This window comes from Microvirga ossetica (assembly GCF_002741015.1).
Taxonomy (GTDB): domain Bacteria; phylum Pseudomonadota; class Alphaproteobacteria; order Rhizobiales; family Beijerinckiaceae; genus Microvirga; species Microvirga ossetica.
Window position 1 is genome coordinate 380,218 of the sequence record NZ_CP016618.1, and the last position, 22,062, is coordinate 402,279.

22 protein-coding genes are annotated in these 22,062 nt (G+C 62.8%); 15 read left to right on the forward strand and 7 right to left on the reverse strand.

Going from position 1 to position 22,062, the window contains the following annotated elements:
* Positions 1-618: 618 nt before the first annotated feature.
* Positions 619-1,662: an agmatinase gene (gene speB, locus BB934_RS36285; protein WP_237050548.1), complete on the reverse strand. Its 1,044-nt coding sequence runs from the start codon at positions 1,660-1,662 to the stop codon at positions 619-621.
* A 224-nt stretch (positions 1,663-1,886) separates the two neighbouring features.
* On the opposite strand from speB, the gene BB934_RS36290 reads away from it, so the two are divergent.
* From BB934_RS36290 to BB934_RS36325, 7 genes are all read left to right on the forward strand, one after another.
* Entirely contained in the window at positions 1,887-2,756 is an 870-nt protein-coding gene (locus BB934_RS36290; RefSeq protein WP_099514606.1) for a LysR substrate-binding domain-containing protein, read from the forward strand.
* 339 nt (positions 2,757-3,095) lie between these two features.
* Entirely contained in the window at positions 3,096-3,908 is an 813-nt protein-coding gene (locus tag BB934_RS36295) for a transporter substrate-binding domain-containing protein (protein WP_099514607.1), read from the forward strand.
* Complete coding sequence (locus BB934_RS36300) at positions 3,898-4,566, forward strand: amino acid ABC transporter permease (protein ID WP_099514608.1); 669 nt, start codon at positions 3,898-3,900, stop codon at positions 4,564-4,566. Before BB934_RS36295 ends, BB934_RS36300 begins: the two co-directional genes overlap by 11 nt.
* Entirely contained in the window at positions 4,563-5,213 is a 651-nt protein-coding gene (locus BB934_RS36305; protein WP_099514609.1) for an amino acid ABC transporter permease, read from the forward strand. Before BB934_RS36300 ends, BB934_RS36305 begins: the two co-directional genes overlap by 4 nt.
* A 381-nt stretch (positions 5,214-5,594) precedes the next feature.
* Positions 5,595-6,227: a response regulator gene (locus BB934_RS36310; RefSeq protein ID WP_099514610.1), complete on the forward strand. Its 633-nt coding sequence runs from the start codon at positions 5,595-5,597 to the stop codon at positions 6,225-6,227.
* A 498-nt stretch (positions 6,228-6,725) separates the two neighbouring features.
* Complete coding sequence (locus BB934_RS47860) at positions 6,726-6,875, forward strand: hypothetical protein (protein WP_157934539.1); 150 nt, start codon at positions 6,726-6,728, stop codon at positions 6,873-6,875.
* Positions 6,876-7,664: 789 nt separating this feature from the next.
* Positions 7,665-8,993, forward strand: coding sequence for an IS5 family transposase (locus BB934_RS36325; protein WP_099514613.1), 1,329 nt, complete (start codon positions 7,665-7,667; stop codon positions 8,991-8,993).
* Positions 8,994-9,151: 158 nt separating this feature from the next.
* Here the strand turns inward: BB934_RS36325 and BB934_RS36330 are convergent, their stop codons facing one another.
* The 3 genes from BB934_RS36330 to BB934_RS36340 all read right to left on the reverse strand — a co-directional run bounded on the left by BB934_RS36330 (position 9,152) and on the right by BB934_RS36340 (position 10,388).
* Positions 9,152-9,517: an ABC transporter substrate binding protein gene (locus BB934_RS36330; protein WP_099514614.1), complete on the reverse strand. Its 366-nt coding sequence runs from the start codon at positions 9,515-9,517 to the stop codon at positions 9,152-9,154.
* A gap of 159 nt (positions 9,518-9,676) precedes the next feature.
* Positions 9,677-10,018 carry a hypothetical protein gene (locus BB934_RS36335; protein WP_099514615.1) on the reverse strand — a complete coding sequence of 114 codons (342 nt, stop codon included), beginning with the start codon at positions 10,016-10,018 and terminating at the stop codon, positions 9,677-9,679.
* Between the two features lie 142 nt (positions 10,019-10,160).
* Positions 10,161-10,388, reverse strand: a complete 228-nt coding sequence (locus BB934_RS36340) for a hypothetical protein (RefSeq protein WP_157934540.1) — start codon at positions 10,386-10,388, stop codon at positions 10,161-10,163.
* Positions 10,389-10,777: 389 nt separating this feature from the next.
* On the opposite strand from BB934_RS36340, the gene BB934_RS50715 reads away from it, so the two are divergent.
* From BB934_RS50715 to BB934_RS36360, 4 genes are all read left to right on the forward strand, one after another.
* Positions 10,778-11,020, forward strand: a complete 243-nt coding sequence (locus BB934_RS50715) for a hypothetical protein (RefSeq protein ID WP_175608899.1) — start codon at positions 10,778-10,780, stop codon at positions 11,018-11,020.
* A gap of 297 nt (positions 11,021-11,317) precedes the next feature.
* Positions 11,318-11,563, forward strand: coding sequence for a hypothetical protein (locus BB934_RS36350; RefSeq protein WP_237050549.1), 246 nt, complete (start codon positions 11,318-11,320; stop codon positions 11,561-11,563).
* 311 nt (positions 11,564-11,874) lie between these two features.
* Entirely contained in the window at positions 11,875-12,201 is a 327-nt protein-coding gene (locus tag BB934_RS36355) for a hypothetical protein (protein ID WP_099514618.1), read from the forward strand.
* A gap of 255 nt (positions 12,202-12,456) precedes the next feature.
* Positions 12,457-12,963 (forward strand): hypothetical protein, encoded by a 507-nt coding sequence (locus BB934_RS36360; protein ID WP_099514864.1) that lies wholly within the window; start codon positions 12,457-12,459, stop codon positions 12,961-12,963.
* Between the two features lie 1,189 nt (positions 12,964-14,152).
* Here the strand turns inward: BB934_RS36360 and BB934_RS36370 are convergent.
* Positions 14,153-14,956, reverse strand: a complete 804-nt coding sequence (locus BB934_RS36370; protein WP_099514620.1) for an alpha/beta hydrolase family protein — start codon at positions 14,954-14,956, stop codon at positions 14,153-14,155.
* Entirely contained in the window at positions 14,940-16,049 is a 1,110-nt protein-coding gene (locus tag BB934_RS36375) for a DUF3182 family protein (protein WP_237050550.1), read from the reverse strand. The genes BB934_RS36370 and BB934_RS36375 overlap by 17 nt, the downstream gene beginning before the upstream one ends.
* 119 nt (positions 16,050-16,168) lie before the next feature.
* Here BB934_RS36375 and BB934_RS51230 point away from each other — a divergent pair, with 119 nt between their 5' ends.
* Both BB934_RS51230 and BB934_RS36385 read left to right on the forward strand, forming a co-directional pair.
* Positions 16,169-16,270 carry a DUF6766 family protein gene (locus BB934_RS51230; protein WP_418294816.1) on the forward strand — a complete coding sequence of 34 codons (102 nt, stop codon included), beginning with the start codon at positions 16,169-16,171 and terminating at the stop codon, positions 16,268-16,270.
* A 63-nt stretch (positions 16,271-16,333) separates the two neighbouring features.
* A complete protein-coding gene (locus BB934_RS36385) occupies positions 16,334-16,582 on the forward strand; it encodes a hypothetical protein (protein ID WP_157934541.1) in 249 nt (82 codons plus the stop codon).
* Positions 16,583-16,673: 91 nt separating this feature from the next.
* Here the strand turns inward: BB934_RS36385 and BB934_RS36390 are convergent, their stop codons facing one another.
* A complete protein-coding gene (locus tag BB934_RS36390) occupies positions 16,674-18,584 on the reverse strand; it encodes a potassium transporter Kup (RefSeq protein ID WP_099514623.1) in 1,911 nt (636 codons plus the stop codon).
* 670 nt (positions 18,585-19,254) lie between these two features.
* Here BB934_RS36390 and BB934_RS36395 point away from each other — a divergent pair.
* Entirely contained in the window at positions 19,255-20,988 is a 1,734-nt protein-coding gene (locus BB934_RS36395; protein WP_099514624.1) for a recombinase family protein, read from the forward strand.
* Positions 20,975-22,042 (forward strand): IS110 family RNA-guided transposase, encoded by a 1,068-nt coding sequence (locus tag BB934_RS36400; protein ID WP_099509475.1) that lies wholly within the window; start codon positions 20,975-20,977, stop codon positions 22,040-22,042. The genes BB934_RS36395 and BB934_RS36400 overlap by 14 nt, the downstream gene beginning before the upstream one ends.
* Positions 22,043-22,062 lie beyond the last annotated feature (20 nt).

Genomic DNA, 22,062 nt, shown 5'->3' on the forward strand with positions numbered 1-22,062 from the left:
GCACAAGCCTTTATCTCCTTGTGCCTATACTCAAGGGTTAACCTCGCCGGTGGCCGAACACAGGTTCGTCACCGAAAGCGCTCCAGCTCTGCCGTTTACGAGTGATACAGGCTCTAGTTTGGCTTCGCCGCTCGTTAGAAAGGCAATGCTGGCCCATAAGGTCTTGATGACCTGATTTCCTTTGCGTGTGCGTCGCGGCGATACAGCCTGGGTCGTGCACGCTTCCCGCTCTCCCGGCCTGCCAGGGCGATGGAGCGGCGATAGCCACAGGCGAGGCACATCCGCCCGTTCGGCCACACCATCGCCTCGAGCAGACACCAGCAATGATCTTCATCCTGGAAAGCTTTGACCATGTCCTGCCCGGTGGTGATGTCCGCCAGTGCCTAGCGCACGCGCAACTCCATCGCGACCTCGCGCTCCGACTGCTGATTCGGTGAACTGAGCCGCATGCAAAGTCTTAGCTGCAAAGGAAAGCTGTCTCTGGGAGCAGATCTTGCGCCGGCGCCTTCATCGGTCTGATTCTGTGCAAAATCGCGATCGGAGCCGCCCCGTTCGTGTTGGAAGGGCTCGACGCAACGATGCGCTGATCCGGGCAATCCACGCGTCCGACGCGGGATGTCATCGCCGTCTGAGCGCAACCAGGCACAGCAGTTCGAACAATACCTGAGCGCCGATCTGGGCGGTGTTGGTGGTCCCATCGTATTGCGGCGCAACTTCGACCACGTCTCCGCCGATGATGTCGAGCCCTTGGAGGCCGCGGAGGAGTTGCAGCACCTCCCGCGGGGTCAGGCCGGCCACCTCCGGCGTCCCAGTACCAGGAGCAAAGCCGGGATCGATGCTGTCGACATCGAAGGTGACATAGGTCGGGCCGTCGCCGATCACCTCGAGCGCTCGCCGGATGATGGCCGGGATGCCCTCCTCGGCGACCTCTTCGGCATGGACGACAGTCATCCCGGATTCGTATGAGAACTCCCAAAGATATTCGGCGCCGCCGCGAATGCCGATCTGGATGGTGCGTGTCGGGTCCAGCACCCCTGCGAGGACCGCTTCACGGAACGGACCGCCATGATGAAATTTCGACCCTTCATAGGCGCCGGCCGTATCGCAATGGGCGTCAATATGCACCAGTCCGACCGGGCGAGTGGCGCCGAGACCCTTCAGGATTGATCCCGTGATCGAGTGGTCGCCGCCGACCGAAAGCGGGATCACGGGCGTATCCGCGATCCTGCGATAGCAGGCCTCGATATCGGCGTGACAATCGGCCAGGCTGTATCGGCTGCGCATCGGCACGTCGCCAACGTCAGCGACCCGCAACGTGCCCATCGGAGCCACCCGCAGCACATGTTCGTAAGGTCCAACACGCTCGATCCCGCGCACGGCGCGCGGTCCCAGACGCGAGCCAGCCCGGTTGGTCACCCCGAGATCCATCGGGACCCCGATCAGGGCAACGTCCAGGGCGGCGAGTCCCTCGTCCGTCAGGCCGTCGGGCCGAAACGGCGCGTCGATGAAGGTCGCGGGGCCGGCGAATGGCCACTTGCGAGTGTCACCATCGGCAAAGACCTGAGCGGCCACGGCCTTGAAATGCGGGTCGTACATGTCGCCGCCCGCCGCCGACGCATAGCGCCGACGCAGTTCGTCCAACTTTGCGATGTCATAAGCCATAGCGGCCCTTCGGGCGTTTGAGGGATAACAAACGGGCAGTAGTTCCTTGGACCCGACCTGCGTTGCAGGGTAAATTCGCCCCTGAACGGACGCTGCGGTAGGCGGAAAATTCTGCGGGGGCCATAACGCGAACTGAATACCAGGCAATCGGAAGCCGCAGTCGAAGTGGGATAGTCCAAAGCCGCATGGTCGCCGTACCAGCCCCATAGTATAAGCGAAACCTGATGCTCGACCTTGACCCCTATCTGCTGCGCGCCTTCCTGACCGTGGCTGAAGTCGGCACGGTGAACGGGGCTGCGGTATCGCTTAATCGCACCCAGGCCGCATTAAGCATGCAGATCCGCAAGCTCGAGGGCCTCATGGGGACGGAGCTCTTTTCGCGCTCTCCCAAGGGTCTCACGTTGACCGCGGACGGGCTTCTCCTGATGCCCTACGCCCGCGAGATCCTGTCCCTCAACGACCAAGCTTGGCAACGTCTCAACGGCAAGGAAATGGAAGGCCGCGTGCGCCTTGGCGTCGTCGAGGACTTCGCCGCGACCCGGCTCATCGATATCCTTGCGGCCTTCCGCGATCAGAACCCGAAGGTCCACATGGACATCATCGTGGAGCCGAACAAACGGCTGGCGGCAATGTTCGAAAACGACAAGCTCGACATCGTCGTCTGCGACACGACCTCGATCAATCGCAAGCCGGTGCTGATCTGGGGCGAACACTTGCTGTGGGCGGTGAGAGCTGACCTAACCGTGACCACGGCAGCGCCGCTGCCAATCATCATGTTTGAGGCCACTTGCCCTTGGTCGGGACCCTGCATCGCCGCGCTCTCCGGCCGAACCCTGCGATGGAAGATCGTCTGCGAAGCATCGACGCTGGTGGCCATGGCGGCCGCCGTCCGCGTCGGCATCGGTATCGGCCCGATGCTCGCCGCCACGATCCCCGATGGCTGCCGGGCGCTGGATCAGACATCAGACTTGCCCGCTCCCGTCGGGATCGATATCGGGCTCTATACCCGAGCGGGCGCCCCGGAGGAGGCGCGCTATCTCGCGGATTTCATCGGACGACATACCGGCCTCGTCGGGCCCGGTGGACGCGTCTGACGACAGGCGGAGCGCCCCGCGGGCGCAGCCTTCAGCTTTGTTGATAGGCTAACGAGAATTTTGCGACTAGCTTCCACTCAGGCTCTGGATTTCAGTAGCCGCTCGAAGTCCGGCTTGCTCGATCAGGGACCGGACTGAATCGGGAATTCAGCATGACCGACCTGAAGCGTCTTCGAATGCCGTTCGCCGTAAAGACCTTCGTCAAGCCTGGATCAGCCCTCAAATCTATCGCTGTGGAACTCAGCGGCGTCCAACCACGAGAAGCGCTCGCTGCGACTTCCTGTCAGTGCCGGCCGCCGGGTCCGGTTTTGCCCTAAACTCTTACGAAGGACACGCGCTATGACTAAGCTTTCCACTCTCCGTCTGACCGACCTCGCCGTCGTGGTCCTTGTCGGTGGCCTCGTCTTCAGCGCCGCTGCCCGCGCCGATGCCCTGGATGACATCACAAAGGCCGGCGTTCTCAAGGTCGGCGTCTTCGGCGACTTTCCCCCGTTCTCGTCCGTCACCTCGGACATGAGCCTGCAGGGCTATGACATCGACGTGGCCAAGATTCTGGCGGACGCATTGAAGGTGAAGCTTCAGCTTGTGACAGTGACCGGACAGAATCGGATCCCTTATCTGACCGAGCGTCGCGCAGACATCCTTCTGAGCGTCGGCCACAGCGCCGAGCGGGAAAAGGTCATCGATTTCACCGCGGCCTACGCGCCCTACTACATCGCCGTCATTGGCCCGAAAGCCTTGAAGGTTCAGGACAAGGGCGATCTTGCGGGTAAGAGCATTGCGGTCAACAGGGGCACGCTCGAGGATACCTCCCTTACGGAAGCGGCGCCGAGCGGGGCCGACATCAAGCGCTTCGACAACTACAACGCGGTGATCCAGTCCTTTCTCGCCGGGCAGGTCCAACTCATGGTCGTCGGCAACGATGTTGGGGCCGGGGTGCTGGCGCGTCAGGTTGCGACGCAGCCCGAGCAGAAGTTCCAGCTCATGACCTCGCCAGACCATATCGGGTTGAACAAGAACGAGCCGCGCTTGAAGCAGGCTCTCAACGAGGTCATCGCAAAAACGCTGGCCGATGGAACGATGAACACGATCTCGACCAAATGGCTCAACCGGCCGCTGGATCTGAAAGATCTCAAGTCCAATGGGCAATAGCCTCGACTTCAGCTGGCTCGGCGACGCCGTCAGGCTGATCGGCGCGGGCGCGGCCATGACGATCTTTCTGGTCGTCGTGACCGCGCTCCTCGGAACGCTCTTGAGCATTCTCGGTGCGCTCGGACGCACGAGCCGGTATGCGATGATCCGGCGCATCGTGAAAGCCTATGTGGAGCTGATCCGGAACACCCCGTTTCTGGCGCAGCTTTTCTTCATCTTCTTCGGACTTCCGAGCCTCGGAATTCGCCTCGATCCGATTGTCGCGGCGATCGTTGCCATGACGATCAATCTTGCCGCCTACGGCACCGAGATCGTTGCGGCAGGCCTCGCGGCCGTGCCAACCGGTCAACGCGAGGCTGCCCAGGCCTTGGGGCTGAGACCCCGCCTCGTTTTCGTGAAGATCGTGCTGCCGCAGGCGCTGAAGATCATTTTCCCAGCGCTGACCAGTCAGATCGTGATCATGATGCTTGAATCGGCCGTGGTTTCTCAGATCTCGGTTCGGGAGCTCACCTATGAGGCCGACTTGCTTCAGGCAAGGACGTTCCTGGCCTTCGAGACCTACCTCGTCGTGACGCTGGTCTATCTCGGCCTGAGCGTCGCCTTGAGGCGCCTGATGTTTGCGGGGGGGCGCAGATTCATCTTTTCAGGACAACCCTGATGGAATTCACGCTCTGGGACATCCTCCGCAACCTCCTGCTGGCCGCGCGCTGGACGGTTCTGCTGTCGCTGGTCGCGTTTGCGGGCGGCGGCATCGCCGGCCTCCTCGTGCTTCTGCTCAGGATCTCGAAACGACCCTGGCTCAGGCGGGCCGCGGAAATGTACATCGGCGCCTTTCAAGGTACGCCGCTGCTGATGCAGCTCTTCCTGGTGTTTTTCGGTCTGCCACTGCTCGGCTTCCGCATCGAGGCGTGGACGGCTGCCGTCGTCAGCCTGACCCTTTTCGCTAGTGCCTTCCTGGCGGAGATCTGGCGCGGCGGCGTTGAGGCAGTGCCGCGCGGGCAATGGGAGGCGGCTGCCAGTCTCGGCCTCCACCGCATCCGGCAGCTCCGCCTCGTCATCCTGCCGCAGGCCCTGACGATCGCACGCGCCCCTACGGTGGGGTTCCTGGTTCAGCTCGTAAAGAGCACGGCCCTGACATCCATCATCGGCTTCGACGAACTGCTTAGGACCTCGAACGCCATCAACAACGCGACGTTCCAACCGTTCACCGTCTATGGACTGGGAGCGCTGATCTACTTCTGTCTCTGCTTTCCCCTGACTCAATATGCGCGGATGCTGGAGCGATCGATGGCCATCCCAAGGTGACCCCGTCGTGTTTGACCGGTCCGGCGGTCGACATCGCCGATCCCGCTCAGCCTATAGCCTAGGTAGGATGCGCTTTAGAGATGGTCGACACTTCCACCCGACGGCCGCTTGGGCCGAGCTTGAGCGAACCGAACGGCGACGCTGTCATTGTCATGGTTGAGGACTACTGTTCCTCGGCATGGCCGGCTTGCGGCCCCGCTGCTGACCTTCAGGGCAGTCGATCCCTGCGGCGTCCGGTTGCCGGACGCCGCAGGGATCGGACAGGGGCCGGGCCTCCCTGTCTCGCAGGACAGCTCAGGTACCGCCTAGGGCGATTTCGTGGTTTTCCACAGACCCGACGCCTGGTGGTTTCGGCTAGAGTTGTCGGTCTGAGGTAAGGACATGACCCGCATCCTGATCGCCGACGACCATGACGTGATCCGCACCGGGCTGCGCGCCATCCTGAGCGGCCAATCCGGATGGGAGGTCGTCGCCGAGGCCGAGAACGGTCGGCAGGCGGTCGACCTCGCCGTCGAGACGCAGCCCGACGTCGCCATCCTCGACTACCAGCTTCCCGTCTTGAACGGCGTCGACGCGACCCGCGAGATCCGCGCCTTCCAGCCGCAGACCGAGGTGTTGATCTTCACCATGCATGAGGGTGAGCCTCTGCTGCGCGAGCTGTTCGAGGCCGGGGCCCACGGCTACCTGCTCAGGTCCGATGCCAGGCAGTTCCTGATCGCGGCCGTGGCGGCGCTGGCCCAGCACGAGCCGTTCTTCACCGGTGGCGTCTCGGAGACCCTGCTGAATGCCTATCTGTCCAGGAGGCCGGCCTGTGACGGCGCGCTGACGGCGCGGGAGCGTAGCATCGTCCAGCTCATCGCGGAGGGCCACAGCAACAGGGCGGCCGCCCAGACCCTGGGCCTCAGCCAAAAGACCGTGGAGGGCCACCGCGCCGCGGCCATGCGCAAGGCCAAGGTGAATTCGACGGCGCACCTCGTGCGCTACGCGGTCCGCACCGGGCTCGTGGAGCCCTGAGGCGGCCCGCATGCCGATCCTGATCATTTCCGCCGACGCCGGGGGCGCAGGCCCCGCACCTGACCTGCCTCGGCCGACCAAGCCGGTCCGGTAGAATGAGCTGGCCGCCTGCCTGGCAAACCTTGCACGGGCAACCAGCGGCTGACGGCCAGCAGGATCATGCAGCCTTTGTGTTGACCCGTGCCTCGGCCAGCCGGGGAGAGGCCAGGAAAACGTGTTCATCCCGGCCTCTCCCCGGACAAGCATTCACGAGTATACGCGTGCCAGCTAGTGTCTGTTGCGGAGCGGCTATTACCGATGAGGGCCCGCGGCCTCCCATAAGGCGTGGTGAACGCTTTCGGAAAGCCTCAAAACGCGTTCCAGACTAGGGGTTATGCGAAATTGCGCGCGGCTTTAGGTGCGGGCGCGACAGGACCCTTATTCGGGAGTAAAATGACCGCAGTAGCGTTCCCGACGCTCTGACGAGCGCCGCCTGCCCATCATGAGGGAGAGCGGCCTATGTCTCTCAAGCTTGAGCTCTTTACAGCGATCGCCCTGCTCAGTTTCGAGCCACCCACCGAAGCCCATGATATCTACTCGCATTTGATGAACGGGTTGGGGGCAGTTGTTGCAATGAGAAGGATTGTCGACCGGCGCCTTACCGGATGACAGCGACCGGGGTGCAAATGTTCGTCGATGGCGAGTGGATCGTTGTGCCAGACTTTATGATCCAGTATCGAGCGCTGCTCGGTGACACGGGTGAAACAGCCGGGGGGCATTGGTGCGGGCGTATCCAAGATGGGAATGGCTACCGGCTGGGCTATGCAACCCGCTGTGCCATCCTACCGCCAAACGCGACAGCGATTTTTGAACCAGCGTTTGCCCTTCGTGAACGCCGCATCCAGCCTGTTCCCTAATGCGGCTTATGCCAAATTCGCACCTATACCACCGACCATGCTGAGCAACATCCTAAACTTCTATCAGCTTAGGGACCGGTGAAGCGGTAGGCTTGCCAAGCCGCTCGGCCCTTGGGGGTGATCGTGTATTGGTCGAATTGCTCCCTCTCCAAATATCCTCGCTGGATGAGCCTCTCCGCCTCGGCAGTATATTTATGCAAGTCTTTGTTTCTAGTGCGGAGCTCCCCAAGGCTGCCGAGAAGGTAGTATTCCCTTTCAGTCAGCTCTTGTTCGTTGTGGGGCACCGAGATCCTCTGGAACCATTGATACGCTACGGTCGTCGAAAGGATCATACTCAAAGAAGTGATAAAAGCCCCAGAACTAGACTTATGCTCTTAGGTAAAGAGAGGGGTGACAACGGCGCTTTAGTGTAGCCCGGAACTATACTTAGTCGGCCCTGAACAACCCACAACTGATTGAGGCTGAAGGATTCTTCGTCTTCGCGAAGCATTGTAAAATACTGGTTCCTGGGGAGTGACCCACTCAAAACCGGTGTTTTGCCATGGGACCCAAGCCGACGATGCCCACTTCAGGTGATCTGTATCGCAGCCGTCTCGACCAGATCCTCGATCAGCGCCATGAGCTGTTTCGCCTGGCAGGGCTGATCGACTGGGACAGGTTCGATCAGGAGTTCGGCCGCTTCTATCGGCCGCTTGGACGGCCCGCCAAGCCCACCCGGCTGATGGTCGGGCTGTCCTATCTCCAGCACACTTTCAATCTGTCCGATGAAGCCGTGGTGCAGCGCTGGATCGAGAACCCGTACTGGCAGTGGTTCTGTGGCTGCGAGTACTTCCAGCATGAGGTGCCCTGTGATCCGAGCTCGCTGACGCGCTGGCGCAAGCGGCTCGGGCCAGAAGGACTGGCGACGCTGCTGGCGGCCACGATCCAGGCCGGGCTGGAGAGCGGGGTGGTGCGGCCCTCCAGTTTGGAGCGGATCAGCGTCGACACCACCGTGCAGCCCAAGGCCATCACCCATCCCACCGATGCGAAGCTGTATCTGAAGGCTCTGCTTGCCCTGGTGCGGCAGGCCAAGCGGCATGGCCTCAAGCTGCGGCAGGCTCACACCCGCCTGGCCAAACGGGCGGCCGTGCAGGTGGGCCGCTATGCCCATGCCCGGCAGATGCGGCGCATGCGGCGAGAGCTCAAGCGGTTGAAGACCTATCTCGGGCGGGTCTACCGCGATATCGCCAGGAAAGTCGCGGCAGATGAGGTTCTCTCACGCCGGTTTGCTCCTCTGCTGGGGCTGACAGAGCGCCTCCTGGGGCAGGAGCGCACGAGCAAGAACAAGCTCTACAGCCTGCATGCGCCCGAGGTGGTGTGCATCGCCAAAGGCAAAGCGCATCGGCCGTACGAGTTCGGCTCGAAAGTCGCGCTGGCGGTGACCAACCGGGAAGGCTTTGTGCTCGCCTCCAAGGCGCTGGAGGGCAATCCCTATGACGGCCACACGCTGGATGCTACCGTGGACCAGATGATCGCCCTGACGGACGTGGAGCCCGCGCGCATCTACGTCGACCAGGGCTATCGTGGGCATGACTACGCCAAGACGGATCGGGTGTTCATCACGCGACAGCGGCGAGGGCTCACGCCGACAATCAGACGGGAACTGAGACGCCGGTCGGCGATCGAGCCGATGATCGGGCACATGAAGGCGGACGGGCGGCTGGGACGCAATCACCTGCTCGGAGCAGCCGGCGATGCGATCAATGCGCTGCTGGTGGCCGCCGGACACAATCTGCGGCTGATCCTGAACTGGCTCAGGCGTTTTGTCGCCTGGCTCATGGCATCCCTGATGAGTTCATCCGCGCAATCGGATACTTCTCAGGTCGCCTGAAATCCAGCGCAAGCCTCGTCCAGCCGTATTATTCAGGGCCGACTACTTATGATTTTGGGTAAAGGGAGGGGTAGCGACGGCGATTTAGTCTTGGAGAGTGTCGTTCCGTCCTGGGTTTTATGCGAATGACGGCGGCGCTTTTCGCATCCGCTTGAGCCCTACTCGATCAACTCCTCGGCTTGGGCAAGGAGTGTCGGTGGGACGGTAACCCCGAGTGCCTTGGCGGTTTTCAGGTTGATCACCAGCTGGAACACCATCGGTGCTTGCACTGGCAGCTCACTCGGGCGAGCGCCCCGCAGGACCCGATCCGCGTAGGACGCCGCTCGTCGATATATGTCCGGGACATCAAATCTGTAGGATATGAGCCCGCCCTCGTTCGCGAAGAGCCGATTCGTATCGATGGCTGGCACATGGTGCTGAGCGGTCATTTGGATGATCAGTTCACGATGATCGACCAGAAACGTGTCCGGCATGGCTGCGAGCCCACCATTGGCTTGGCCAGCCGCGCTGATCGCCTGGCGCATCGTGCCAAGTCCCAGCCCATATCCGAACGCCTGGGCCGTCGGCGCTCCGATCGGTCAGTCTGCGCACCGCCGCCCCAGGCTCCGTCTCACCCAGGCTCTGACTGCGAGTTCTACTTTGCGCGCGTAGCGACATTTCACCTTGGTTGCCACATTGCGACCTCAGTCGCGATCTGTCGCCTCAACACACTCACCATCCTGAAGGTCATGAAAGCTGAGGCGCACCTTCGCAATGTGGCGGATCCGATCAGACGGGGCGCCCAGGCCGAAGGTTGGATTCATCTCGCCCATCATGCAGTCAGCGCTTTCGGCCACTTTGAGTTGGACCCGGCGGTGACGCAGGTGCGCCTCGAATTCATGGATCGCCAGCAGGGTTAGAGCGTCGACATCGACATCAATGCGGCAGACACGTGTGCCGTCGCAGCCGGCGGCGATCTGCGCCTCGTGCAGCAGGGGAGCAAGCGCCGTGGGCCATTCAACGACTGGGGCCTCACGGAGCGACATGGAGCACCCTCACCTAATACGTTGCCCTCTAGCCAAGCCTCATATGGTTAAGCGAGAGCCAAGCTTACGGGTTCAATATACAGCGTTCCGCAGAATTTGCAGTAGGTTTGACATGCGGTAGGTTTGAGCCGCGCATGAGGATCTACAGCCAAGGAGGCGGCTCCATGTCGAGTTCGTTGGCTGCGATGGCTGCGAACAGGTTCATGGCCTGGCTCAAGGTATGGCCGGCGAGAACGGCGGGCTTGTTGATGGCCACGAGTGCCGCAGGCAGCTCCTCTTCCTCAAGTTTTTTCAGCGCTCGCTCCTGTTTTTTCTCGGTTTTGCTTTCCAGCACGAGCCGCCCCACATGCGCGGCGAGCTGGGCCAGCATTTCGTCGTCTGTGCGGGGGTTCTCGAACCGGAATGGCGGCGAAACAGGTCGTCTCTTCATCAGTCTGCCTCACAGGGCCTTGTGGCCTGTCACGTGAAAGCCTTTCACAGGCAATTGGAACCTGTCCAGAATCTGGCTCTGTCCTCCCTGGTTCAAGCGGTTCGGGAAGAATTCAGTTGCTCAAATGAATTCCTGAGCGCCGCGTTCGCCCAGACCACAAAAAGCCCGAGCCGTTTCAGGATCAGCCGCAGGTTATGTCCGGCAGCCACGAGCAGGGCTTCATCGCATGACCCGCTCTGCCCCGGGGGCTTTCCAGGGCAGCTTGCGCGGTCGACTGCTACGGGTGGATGCCCGGGTGGGTCCGCACGCTCGCGGTCAGCATGCTGTCCATGGATGAGCCGGACCATACTCGCCTGCGTGGTATTGTCGACGAGGCCTATCGGCGCCGCGCCGTTCTCGACATGGAACCAAGGATCCTCGCGATTGCCGATGGCAGCTCGGCCGACTTGGTCGAGCTGAGCCGCCTGACCGGCACGCTCAGGCTGCTGCGGGTGGTCGCCAGCATCCGGCCGATGAAGCGATACTGGAGGGACGCTTGCAGGTGGCCCGCGACACAGGTGGTGAAGGCCTGATCGCGGACCTGGTCTGCGTTGAAAAGGAGGGCGGGCGCATCAGCGGCCAAGATATGGTGGCCACGGTCTTTCTCCTCCTTGGTGCTGGATCCGAAACCACAACCCATCTGATCAGCGGATCAGGCCATGAACTCCTCAGGAGGCCTCGCCTGCGTGATTGTGTAGCCGATCCGTTCTACATCAGCGACGCTTCGAGCGAACGGGAACACACCGCGTTTGGAAGCCTTGGTAGTGAGACCGACAGCTCGTACAGTTTCCTGGGCAGTGCGCAAACCGGAGGCGCGCTTGGATATCACCGTGACATCAACAGACGATGGCAAGGCATGGAACCTGACGGACCTGCTCGGCCGTCCGATGGGCCGGATCACTGAAGCATCCGCCGAGCAGTTCACAATCCACCCGGATGGCCATGCTCTGGAGACCATGGCCGGCATCGATCATCGACCGTTCGCTTCCCTTGACGCTGCCTTGACGGCAATCGAGAAGCACACCCGGGGCGTCTGCCGGCACAATTCAGGCGAGGTTCGCCATGATCGAAAGTAGCCCAAATCTCGCCCTGCTCGGTGGTTGAGCAGAGATCATGGGTCATCGGGTATCGACCTCTGCCGTGGCGCGGCAATGGTATTCCAGGTCCGACCGGTGTCCGAGCGAGCCACACCCCAGGCATCCCTCACTGCGCGCCGGCGTCATGCAAGGCATTTTGCTGCCACCAACGAGGCTGGGGCCAACCTGAAACCGCATTGACCCTGATTTCGGTGCCACTGCAGGATGGTGCCTGCTTCTTGTTGCCAGAGCATGGTTTTGCCATGGAGCCATCGCCTAATACGCCCGCACTTTTTGTAGGAGAGGGATCAATGCGGTATGGCACACTCGGCGCAGGTCTCGCCTTCACGATGGTAGCTCTTTCGGCTCAGGCCCAAGTACCGGCGGAAGTTGACGCCTGCCGTCTGTCGGGCCTGATTGCGCTGAAGGAACGGTCGCCCGCCATCAAGGACCTGACCTTTGACATCGACGGTCTGGCGATCTCCAAGGCTGAGACCAAGGTCGAGGATACCCCGGTTAAGATGGTCATCATGGGCGATGCCTACCTGCAACGCGAGAAGACCGACAAGCCGAACCGCTTCGTCTGCCTGATCGGCGAGAAGGGCAAGGTCCTGCTGACCTTCTTCACTGAGCAATAAGCGTAGAAAGGTTGGTCTGAGCCGGTGCCAAACTCAGCCGGTCGTCGGTGCAATGCAACTCCAGTGACGCCGTGGCACCGGGGGGCTAAGTCGTCAGAGAACATCCTGCTTCGGGCTTCTGCCAAGTGCGAAGCCTGCCTCCTGGTAACTGCTGCGATAGGTCTGATCACCATCCATAAGGGTGCGCTCTCCCGATTGACAGAAATGACGCCCAGAGAGCACCATTCCTGTCTCGGATGAATGAGGATGGTCATCATGGACAGTTTCGACCACATCCTGAACTGGAAGCTGAAACGAGGCTCGCACACCTTTCCTGGACAAGATGGCGGGACGTGCATCAACGAAGCGGCCGTTGTGGCTACTGGCTTCCCCTATCAAGCCGTGCGGTCCGTTCACGACATGCCGCCGTGTTTCTCGCGCCCGATCTGCGCACTGGCGATGCAGATGAACGATGAGGCTAGCGACGACGAGCGGCAGCAACTGCTGCCCTTCGTCACCCGTCTGGCCTGTGCCGACACGCTGGAAGTAGAGCGGGAGCGGGAAGCCTACATCGCGGCCCGTATGCGCTGGCGGCTTTCGTTCCAGAAGCGTCTTGAGATCCTCACTGGTGCGCTCGCGATCGGCCGACAGGCTGATGATCCGGCGCCAGAGGAGGTGAGGACGCGCATGGCTGGCATTCGGCACTGTGCTGCTGCGCCAACGTCGGTGGACGATCATCCCGTGATCACGCACTTCCAAGGTTGGTTCGTTGGTATTTTCTAGTCTCGAATCTGGAGTGGCGATGGTCCACCCGGAACATGCCCTCTGCGTGACCTTTCCCAACGGGGCCGACAGGCCCGCTTGGGCTGGGTGCACCCCAGGTCGTCAATCCGTCGAAGGCCGCGAGTGGGAGCCTCCATCACGCGAGTAGCCCATCCGAATACCGATGGATGGAGGCAGAGCAGAGGCTGGAGAACGCCACGATGGTATTTCTTGGCCGTGGCCCACCTCTCCCTCACAGCAATCGGTGAAGGTGAGAAGAGTCCGTTGCCGCCTGGAGTCGTACGGGTCGAGGACCTTTTCTTCACCGCAGATACTGTCTTTGTCCTGGCGCTGCTGGTTGGCGCAATCGTCATCCTGATCCACAAGTACCGACGCCGGTGACCTTGCTCGTGCGGCAGGAGACCGCGCTCCAAGACTTACCGCTCAGTACGAGGAGGGGAGAAGAAGAGACAGACGAGGCCTCTTACACGACAGTTATGCAAGTCAGTGGGACGTTCGTCTGATCGAACCCATCCAGACTATGTAGGATGTGGCCCAGCTGATGGCCGAAATCGACACCGATAGCAGGTCGGCCATCGCCTTGCTCACTCATTGAGATGTCCTGGTTCAGCCCGAGAGCCTGTCACAGATAACTCCTGGTCCGTCACGCTCACCTAACGGCTTGAACCGTTGCAGCCGCTCCTGCTTCAGCACATCCTCGGATTTTTGATGAACAGAGGTGTGCTCGCTACGAACCCCGATCAGGGTCGAGAGTGAAACATCCCTGGCTCGGTGCCTCTCCGCCACCGTCAGGCTACGCCGCTTCAGCACCAGGATGAGGCCGGCGAAGACCCGTTGACGGCGGCGAACAGGATGACGGGCACGCTCGCGATCGCCAGCCCATCCACGAGCCAGAGATGCTGTGCCGGCAACGGGGTCCGCGACAGTGTAGCCGTGATGAATGGCGGCAACGACAATCGTCAGAACGGCTGTTCCAACCGACCACAGGCTCACCTGGATCAGAGCAAACCGGCTCGCATCAAGAGCAGGGTGGCGCTCGAAGTAGACTTGGCTCCTGTCTTGATGGCTGAGCCAAAGAATAGCCGGCGTTCCACGGCCATGTTGCGCGCGTCGGCGTCTGCCCGGCGCGAGGCGGCCTCTGTGGCTGGATCATGAACCCAGCGCTGCCCTGACAGGGGCAGGCTTGCCGTCACGCTGCTGTTGGAGGTTCCCGGCGTGGGGCCGGCTGAAGATGCGTGCGCACTCCGGGTGCGGCGCCTTCCCTGGCGCCTAGCACCATCTCGGTGGCCCAGTTGAGCAGCAGCGAGGTGTAAGACTGCTGCCACGTCTCCTCGGAGAGGGCGTGATCCGCCCCCTCGATCACCCGGTAGGTCAGCGAGTGGGCGCCCTTGAGCGCGGTGAGATAGTTCTCGATCACCGGGTGCGGAATGATGTCGTCGTGCTCCGACTCCACAATCAGCGCGTCGCCACGGAACGCGGCACAGGCTGCCAGAGCCCGGTTCTGGTCAGGCGCCACCCGCCCGCGCCGGTAGTCGGCCAGACCGTACTTCTTCAACTGCTGCTTCGGCAGCGGCCAGTCTTCGTCCCGATACAGCGCTGGCACACGCAAGGCGAGCCAGCGCACCGGGCGCAAGGAGCTCAGGATCGCAGCCAGGTAACCGCCATAGCTGCTGCCCACCACCGCGATGGCCTCTTTATCGATGGCTTGGTGGCGGACCAGAGTGTCATAAGCTGAAAGCACGTCGCGCAGGTTGTCCTCGCGCGTGACGCTCTCCTTCTGCTCCCGGGTTTCTGCATGACCGCGAAGATCGACGGTGAGGCAGACACAGCCCAAAGCTGCGATCTCACGGGCGCGGGCCAGGTACTGCTCCTGGGTACCGCCCCAGCCATGCAGAAACAGCACTCCAGGCACAACCGTGGCCGGTGTGACCAGGGTGCCGGAAATCTGTTGACCGTCGACAGGAATGTCGATCCGCTCATCTCGTGTCGTCATGAGCCTCAACCATCGTGTATTTGGTCAACAATCCAACCCGCTCGTCGATCCCACGAAAGTAGACCGTTGCCTGGGGCGGTGGAGCGTGGCTCTCACCATAGATCTCGAAGGTGGATGCACGGACCACCTGTACGACGGGATCGGCCCGAAAGGCTTCCAAGGCAGCCATCTCCGCCCCCGTGGCGCCACCCATGCGCCAGGACTGCTCCAGAACACCCGAGCGCCACTGGCCGCGGGGGTTCATTCCCTGAGCCACATCATAGTTGCGCCGTGAGGCAAACATCCCGGGGAAGAGACTTGTCGCGGCATCGTAGACCCGGGCCTGCTCCACGGCGATGCGAATGCTTTCGGGGAGAGGAAGCCGGACCAGCGCATCAAAGTCGCCGCGCGCGACCACGAGGTCGGATCCGCCGTAGATCTCGTCTCCGGCATTGTCGGTCGTCAGGCGCTGGCTGCCGTAATACGTGGCTGTGAGATCTGCCACCCGCACCTGGCCGACGCTGTAGGTGGTCACAGCCGTGAGGTTCTCTTCCAGGACCAGCCCAGCATCGGCCAGTTCGGCCTCATCGATGCCGGCAAGAGCCTCCGTGAGCTCGCTCAGGCTCCGGATCACTCTCTGTCCGCGTCCAGCAGTCGCGTGGACTGGCTTGAGGCGAACCGGCCCGTTCTCCAGAAGACGTTCGCAGGCAGCATGAGCTTGCTCTGCCGTGAAGACAGAATACCCGTCAAGCACAGCGCTGTGGACCTGGTGAAGGAAGGTATCAGACCAGCCCTCGGGGGCAAGGACGTTCGGCTCGATCAGCGGATGAGTGATGGCTTTGGTGGCAACGAACGGATACGGCACCACACCACCGAAGAGATCGCGCTCGCCCGCAATGCCAAGCTGGACTGTGTGCTCAAGGCCGATCAGCGTGTCGCTTGGGACGAAATAGACCTTGCCAGGGTAATGGGCGGAGCCGTCATATTCGCCCCCATAGGCAAAGCCTATCAGGGCAGCGAGCCGCTTGGCGACCATGGCCCGGGTGATCCGCTCATGAGTATCGGAGAACCCACTTGTTTGAGGCGAGTATTCGACCACTACGTCGTGCGCCAAGCGATGTCCCCGTGCGAATGCCTTTGAGACCTGCCAAACCGGAATGGCAGAACCACCGAGGGAACCAAGCTCCTCACTGACCAGGAGTTCCAGCTTGCTGGCCGCGTCCTCCTACCCTGCTGTCTGTTCCTGCACGCGGCGGACCTTCCATCGTCCTGCGGGAGCGGGGATCGCCGGAGTCGAAGCCCGTAGCCGCCCCGCACGCCGGGACCGGCCACTGACGAAAGCGGGGACGTACCCTATGTGGATAGCGGACGTCCCGGTTGCCCAGCATGGAGCCTCGCGTGACCTTCGTCGCCTTCAACGATCGGCTTTGGGATTTCGCCCTTGTCTCCGGCGGCGTATCGGTCGTCGCCACGATGAACGCACGCCGCTCCTGGCGGCAGTTCCAGGATGCCCTGAAGGCACCGCTCGCGTGGGACAATGGTGACGTGCCCTATCAGAGGGAATGGGACTTCAGGTTCTGGCGCACGATCAGAAGGGTGACGGCCGGGCTCTCGATTCTTCTCTCCATTCTGTGGCTCATTCCCTAGGTGGCTCTGCCGAGCGATGGAATCCCAGTGACCGGGATTTAGCTCCGCAAGATCCAAGGGTCCCCGCGCCCCATGTGAGCCGTGCCCTCGGTCAAATCGTGATGCGTGAGCCTACCTCGACCGCGCGATCCTCCGGGATGCAGAAGTGGTCCGACACGTCGCTGGCGGACTGTGCCATCGGGATGAAGATGTAGTCCTGCCACAGCGGCAACCCGGACTGGGCCGACGCTTGCAGCGCCCGCCGCGACAGGAAGAACGAGACGTTGTCCACGTCGAAGTTCGCCGACCTGAGCGCGTTGGGCAGGTTCGGGCTTTCCATGAAGCCGAACCGCACCGTCACCCGCGAGAACCGGTCCGAGAGCTTCTCGACCGTGACGCGTCCCTCGTCCGGGAGGCGCGGCACCTCCTCGGTCACCACGGTCAGAATGACGTTTTGCTCGTGCAGCACCTTGTTGTGCTTCATGTTGTGCAGCAGGGCGGCCGGCACGTCCTGGGCATTGCCCGTCAGGAACATAGCCGTCCCGGACACCCGCGGCGCCGAGCTGCTCTCGCACATGCGGATGAACTCGGACAGCGGCGGGCGGCCGCGGTGCGAGATCTCGGCCAGCAGGCGCGAGCCCTTGCGCCACACCCACATGAGGGTGAACAGCCCCGCACCGGTCATCAGCGGGAACCAGCCACCCTGCGGGATCTTGAGCGCGTTCGCTCCGAGGAAGATCAGCTCGATGGCAAAGAATGGCGCGATCACCAGCGCCGCGACGGCCGGGGACCAGCGCCAGAACTTCCAGGCCACGATGAACAGCAGGCACGAGGTGATGACCATGTCGCCGGTCACGGCGATGCCGTAGGCTGCCGCCAAGTTGCTCGACGTCCTGAAGAACACGACGAGCACGATGACCGCAGCCAGCAGCAGCCAGTTGATGTAGGGGATGTAGATCTGGCCCTTCTCGATCTCTGAGGTGCGCAGCACGCGGAAGCGCGGCAGCACGCCGAGCTGCATTGCCTGCTGCGAGATCGAGAATGCGCCAGTGATCACCGCCTGGCTGGCGATGATTGTCGCCACGGTGGCCAGGATCACCATCGGCAGCAGGGCCCAGGAGGGGTAGAGCAGGAAGAACGGATTCTCCAGGTGCTCCGGATGGGCGAGCAGCATGGCGCCTTGGCCAAGATAGTTGAGCGCCAGCGCCGGCAGGACGAAACCGAGCCATGCGGTGCGGATCGGGGAGCGGCCGAAATGGCCGAGATCGGCGTAGAGCGCCTCGGCCCCGGTCACGGACAGGAACACTGCGCCCAACGCAAACAGGCCGGCCGTGCCGTGGTTGATGAGGAAGCTGAGGCCATGAAGCGGGTTGATCGCTCCGATGATCCCGGGATCATCCAGGATGTGCATCAGACCACCGACCCCCATGACGGCGAACCAGAAGGCGGTGATCGGCCCGAAGAAGGTCGCCACGCTGGCCGTGCCGAACCGCTGGACGGCGAACAGGCCGATCAGGATCACAAGGCTGAGCGGCACCACGTAGGGATCGAAGGCGGGGGTCACCAGCTTGAGACCCTCGAGCGCCGAGAGCACCGAGATGGCCGGGGTGATGATGGCATCGCCGTAGAACAGCGAGGCCCCCACCATGCCCAGGATGATGGTGAACCCGGTGCTGTGGCCAAGGGCACGTTGGGCCAGGGTCACGAGCGAGAGCGTCCCGCCCTCGCCGTTGTTGTCGGCCCACAGGACCAGGACGACGTACTTGAGGGTCACGATGATGATCAGTGCCCACAGGATCAGTGAGACCACCCCGACCACCATCTCGCGGGTCAGAGCACCGGGACCTGCATGGCCTGTCGCGGCCGCGAGGCTTTCCTTGAGGGCATAGAGCGGGCTGGTGCCGATATCGCCATAGACGACGCCGATGGAGCCGAGGGTCAGGGCCCAGAAAGAGGTCGGCGCGGCGTGCCCGTGCTCGGCAGGGCCGACACCCACCCGTTCGCTGATCCCGGTCGCGGCCATGAACCCTCCCACCTCTTCAGCAGGGAATAGGCTCCCCCCGGCTCAACGTGGCGGCGCGGCGGAGGGTTTCACGACCGGAGGGGCTCCGGCCGCGCTGCCGGCTCGGGTAGGTCGGATGGGGAGCTTGTGGTAATGGCCTGCAGGTTGGCGTAGGTCACTTGCAATGGTCACTTTTGGTCTCCGCTCGCCTCGTCCCGTGCAATCCTCACCTGAGACGGGACGCGCGAGCTTTTCAAGGCATGCCAGGAGCGGCAGGCCCTTTCTGGAGATGATTGGGCCTTATCTCTGGTCCGCTGCCGCCGTTATCGCAGCGGCAGGGACAGACCGTATGTTCGTTGCCGGCGGAGGTGGCTCGTCCTGACGTGCTAGACAATGGTGCAAAGTTTGCGATCAGCTTTGTTCATACAGTCGCTCGCGAGGCGCTTCGGCGTCACACGACAGGTCCTAAGTTAAAGCCTTCAACCGGCTCTGAACGAACCAGGCCGATGAAGGACGAGGACCGCAATGGCCAAGCTTTGCAAAAGGCGCCATCCTCTGCGCCTTGAGGTCGGCTTCGAGGTCAGACGGGGCAGTCAAGAAGTCCTGGGACGCGCCTACGAGCGCCTCCTGCCCCTGCGCACCTGTTCCCTGCCATCACGGGCGCAGGCCGCCATGTCCAAGGGAGCGTACGATGAGAACTCCGCACCTGAGAGCCGTTTCGGCACCGCAGACCCTGCAGGTCGCCCTTTACGCCCGGGTCTCTACCGACCAGCAGGCTGAGCATCACACCATCGACAGCCAATTGGCGGAACTGACCGCGCGAGCAGAGCAGGATGGCCACGACTTGCGGGATGATCTGCGGTTCATCGACAACGGCCACAGCGGCGCCAGCCTGATCCGTCCCGCGCTGGAGCATCTACGCGACCTCGTGGCACTGTCGGCGATCGACCTGATCTACGTCCATGCCCCGGATCGCCTGGCTCGCAGCTATGCGCATCAGGTTCTGCTGATCGAGGAGTTCGCCCATGCCGGCACCCAAGTCGTTTTCCTCAATCACCCGATCGGGACCACGCCCGAAGACAGCCTGCTGCTGCAACTGCAGGGTATGTTCGCCGAGTATGAGAGAGCCAAGGTGCTGGAGCGCAGCCGGCGTGGCAAGCGCCATCGCGCCCAGACCGGTGCCGTCAGCGTCCTGTCCCGTGCGCCCTTCGGCTACCGCTACATCACGCGTGAGGCTGGTGGGGGAGACGCACGCTACGAGATTGATGAGGAGGCCGCCCGGATCGTGCGCCAGATCTTCACCTGGGTCGGGCACGAACGCTTGACGCTGGCGGGGGTCTGCCGACGCCTGCACGACAGCGGACTTCCGAGTCCGACTGGGCGGCGACACTGGAGCCGGGCGATGATCCATAGCATGCTGCTCAACCCCGCCTATGCGGGACAGGCGCTTTATGGTCGCCGCCAGAGCGTGCCGTGGCGGCCGCCGCTTCATCCGCCGCGCGGCCACGATGGCCTGCCGCGACGGCCCTGGCGGCAAGTGCTCGCCACGCCCGAACGACATATCAGCATCGCGGTGCCAGCGATTGTCGGCGAAGAACTCTTTGCGAGTGTCGCCGAGCAGTTGGAGGAGAACCGCAGACGCAGTCGCGAGCGGCTTGCGGGCGTCCAGTATCTGCTGCGCGGCCTGCTGGTCTGCCAGAAGTGTGGCTATGGGTTCACCGGCCATCACCATCGCGGGCAGTGGCGCTACTATCGCTGTTGCGGCACCGACCGCAGCCGTTTCCACGGTGCGTTCCGGTGCGATGCCCGGCTGGTCGCCACGGAGTTGCTCGATGAGGCGGTGTGGACCGAGGTCTGCCGGCTGCTCGACGATCCGGCCCGGGTCATCGCGGAGTATCAGCGGCGCCTGGACGCGGTGCAGGCCACGCCGCATCGGCTCGAACTTGATGCCCTTGGCCGTCAACGGGCCAAGGCCCGCCGCGCGATCGAGCGACTGATCGACAGCTACACCGAGGGGCTGATCGAGAAGCCTGAATTCGAGCCGCGCTTGGCCGCGTTGCGCCGCCGGACAGCCCGGCTGGAAGCCGAAGCCAAGGCTCACCAGGAAGCCGATGAGCAAGTCCGCTCGCTGCACCTCGTGATTGGCAAACTCGACCTGTTTGCCGCGCTGGTGCACGATCGGCTCGCGGGGGCGGATTGGACGACAAGGCGCGACATCATCTGTACTCTCGTCAAGCGCATCGAGGTTGCCGATGATGTGGTTCGGGTGATCTTCCGGGTCGATCCTGGCGTCTCAGGTCCATCTGAGGCAGGCCGAACTTTGCACCATTGTCCAACACGTCCACACTATGCGATGAGCGAGGGTTGCGCCGGATGGGCCGGCGCCGAGCCTCCCGCACAGGGGACGAGCCATGCAGCAGAATAGCAAAGTGTTTGTCGGTCTGGATACGTCCAAACTGAAGATCGCGGTCGCCGTGGCTGAAGACGGCCGTCAGGGTGAAGTCCGTTTTCTGGGCGAGATCGACAACACGCCCGAGGCAGTGCGGCGCCTCGTCAGTAAGCTCAGTGGCAAGCATCGCGAGTTGCTGTTCTGCTACGAGGCCGGCCCGACCGGCTATGGCCTGCAGCGGCAGATCAGTGCTCTGGGACATGAGTGTGCGGTCATTGCGCCTTCGCTGATCCCCAAGCGCCCGGGCGAGCGCGTCAAGACCAACCGCCGCGATGCCCTGACCCTGGCCCGGCTGCATCGGGCCGGGGAGCTGACCGCCATCTGGGTGCCGGATCCAGGCCATGAGGCCGTGCGCGAGCTGGTGCGGGCGCGCGAAGCGGCCATGGCGGACCTGCGCGAGAAGCGCCAGCACCTGCAATCGTTTCTGTTGCGCCATGGACGGATCTTCTCCGGCCACAAGCCCTGGACCCGAGCGCATGCGCGCTGGCTATCCGAACTCATCTTCGAGCATCCGGCCCAGTATCTCGTCCTGCGCGAGTACCGGCAGGCGATCGAGGATGCCGAGGCGCGATTGGAGCGCCTGAACCAGCAAGTCGCCGAGGTGGTCAAGACCTGGTCGATGGCGCCCGTGGTCGAGGCTTATCAGGCCCTGCGTGGGGTGGCGCTTCTGACCGCGGTGACCTTTGTAGCCGAGATCGGCGATGTACGCCGCTTCGAGAGCCCGCGCCAGCTGATGGCCTATCTCGGTCTGGTGCCGTGCGAGAGCTCGACCGGCGAGCGGGTGCGGCGCGGCAGCATCACCAAGGCGGGCAACCCACGGGTTCGCCGGGTGCTGATCGAGGGCGCCTGGACCTATCGCTTTCCGGCCCGGATGAGCCGCGTGCTGCAGGAGCGCCAGGAGGGCTTGCCAGCGATCGTGCGGGCCATTGCCTGGAAGGCGCAGGTGCGGCTGTGCGCGCGGTATCGCCGGCTGATGGCGGCCTTCCTGTGGGCGATCGGGCGCGAGATCGAGCCGCGCTCGGCCGCATAAAGCCGAACGAGCTCACGGTC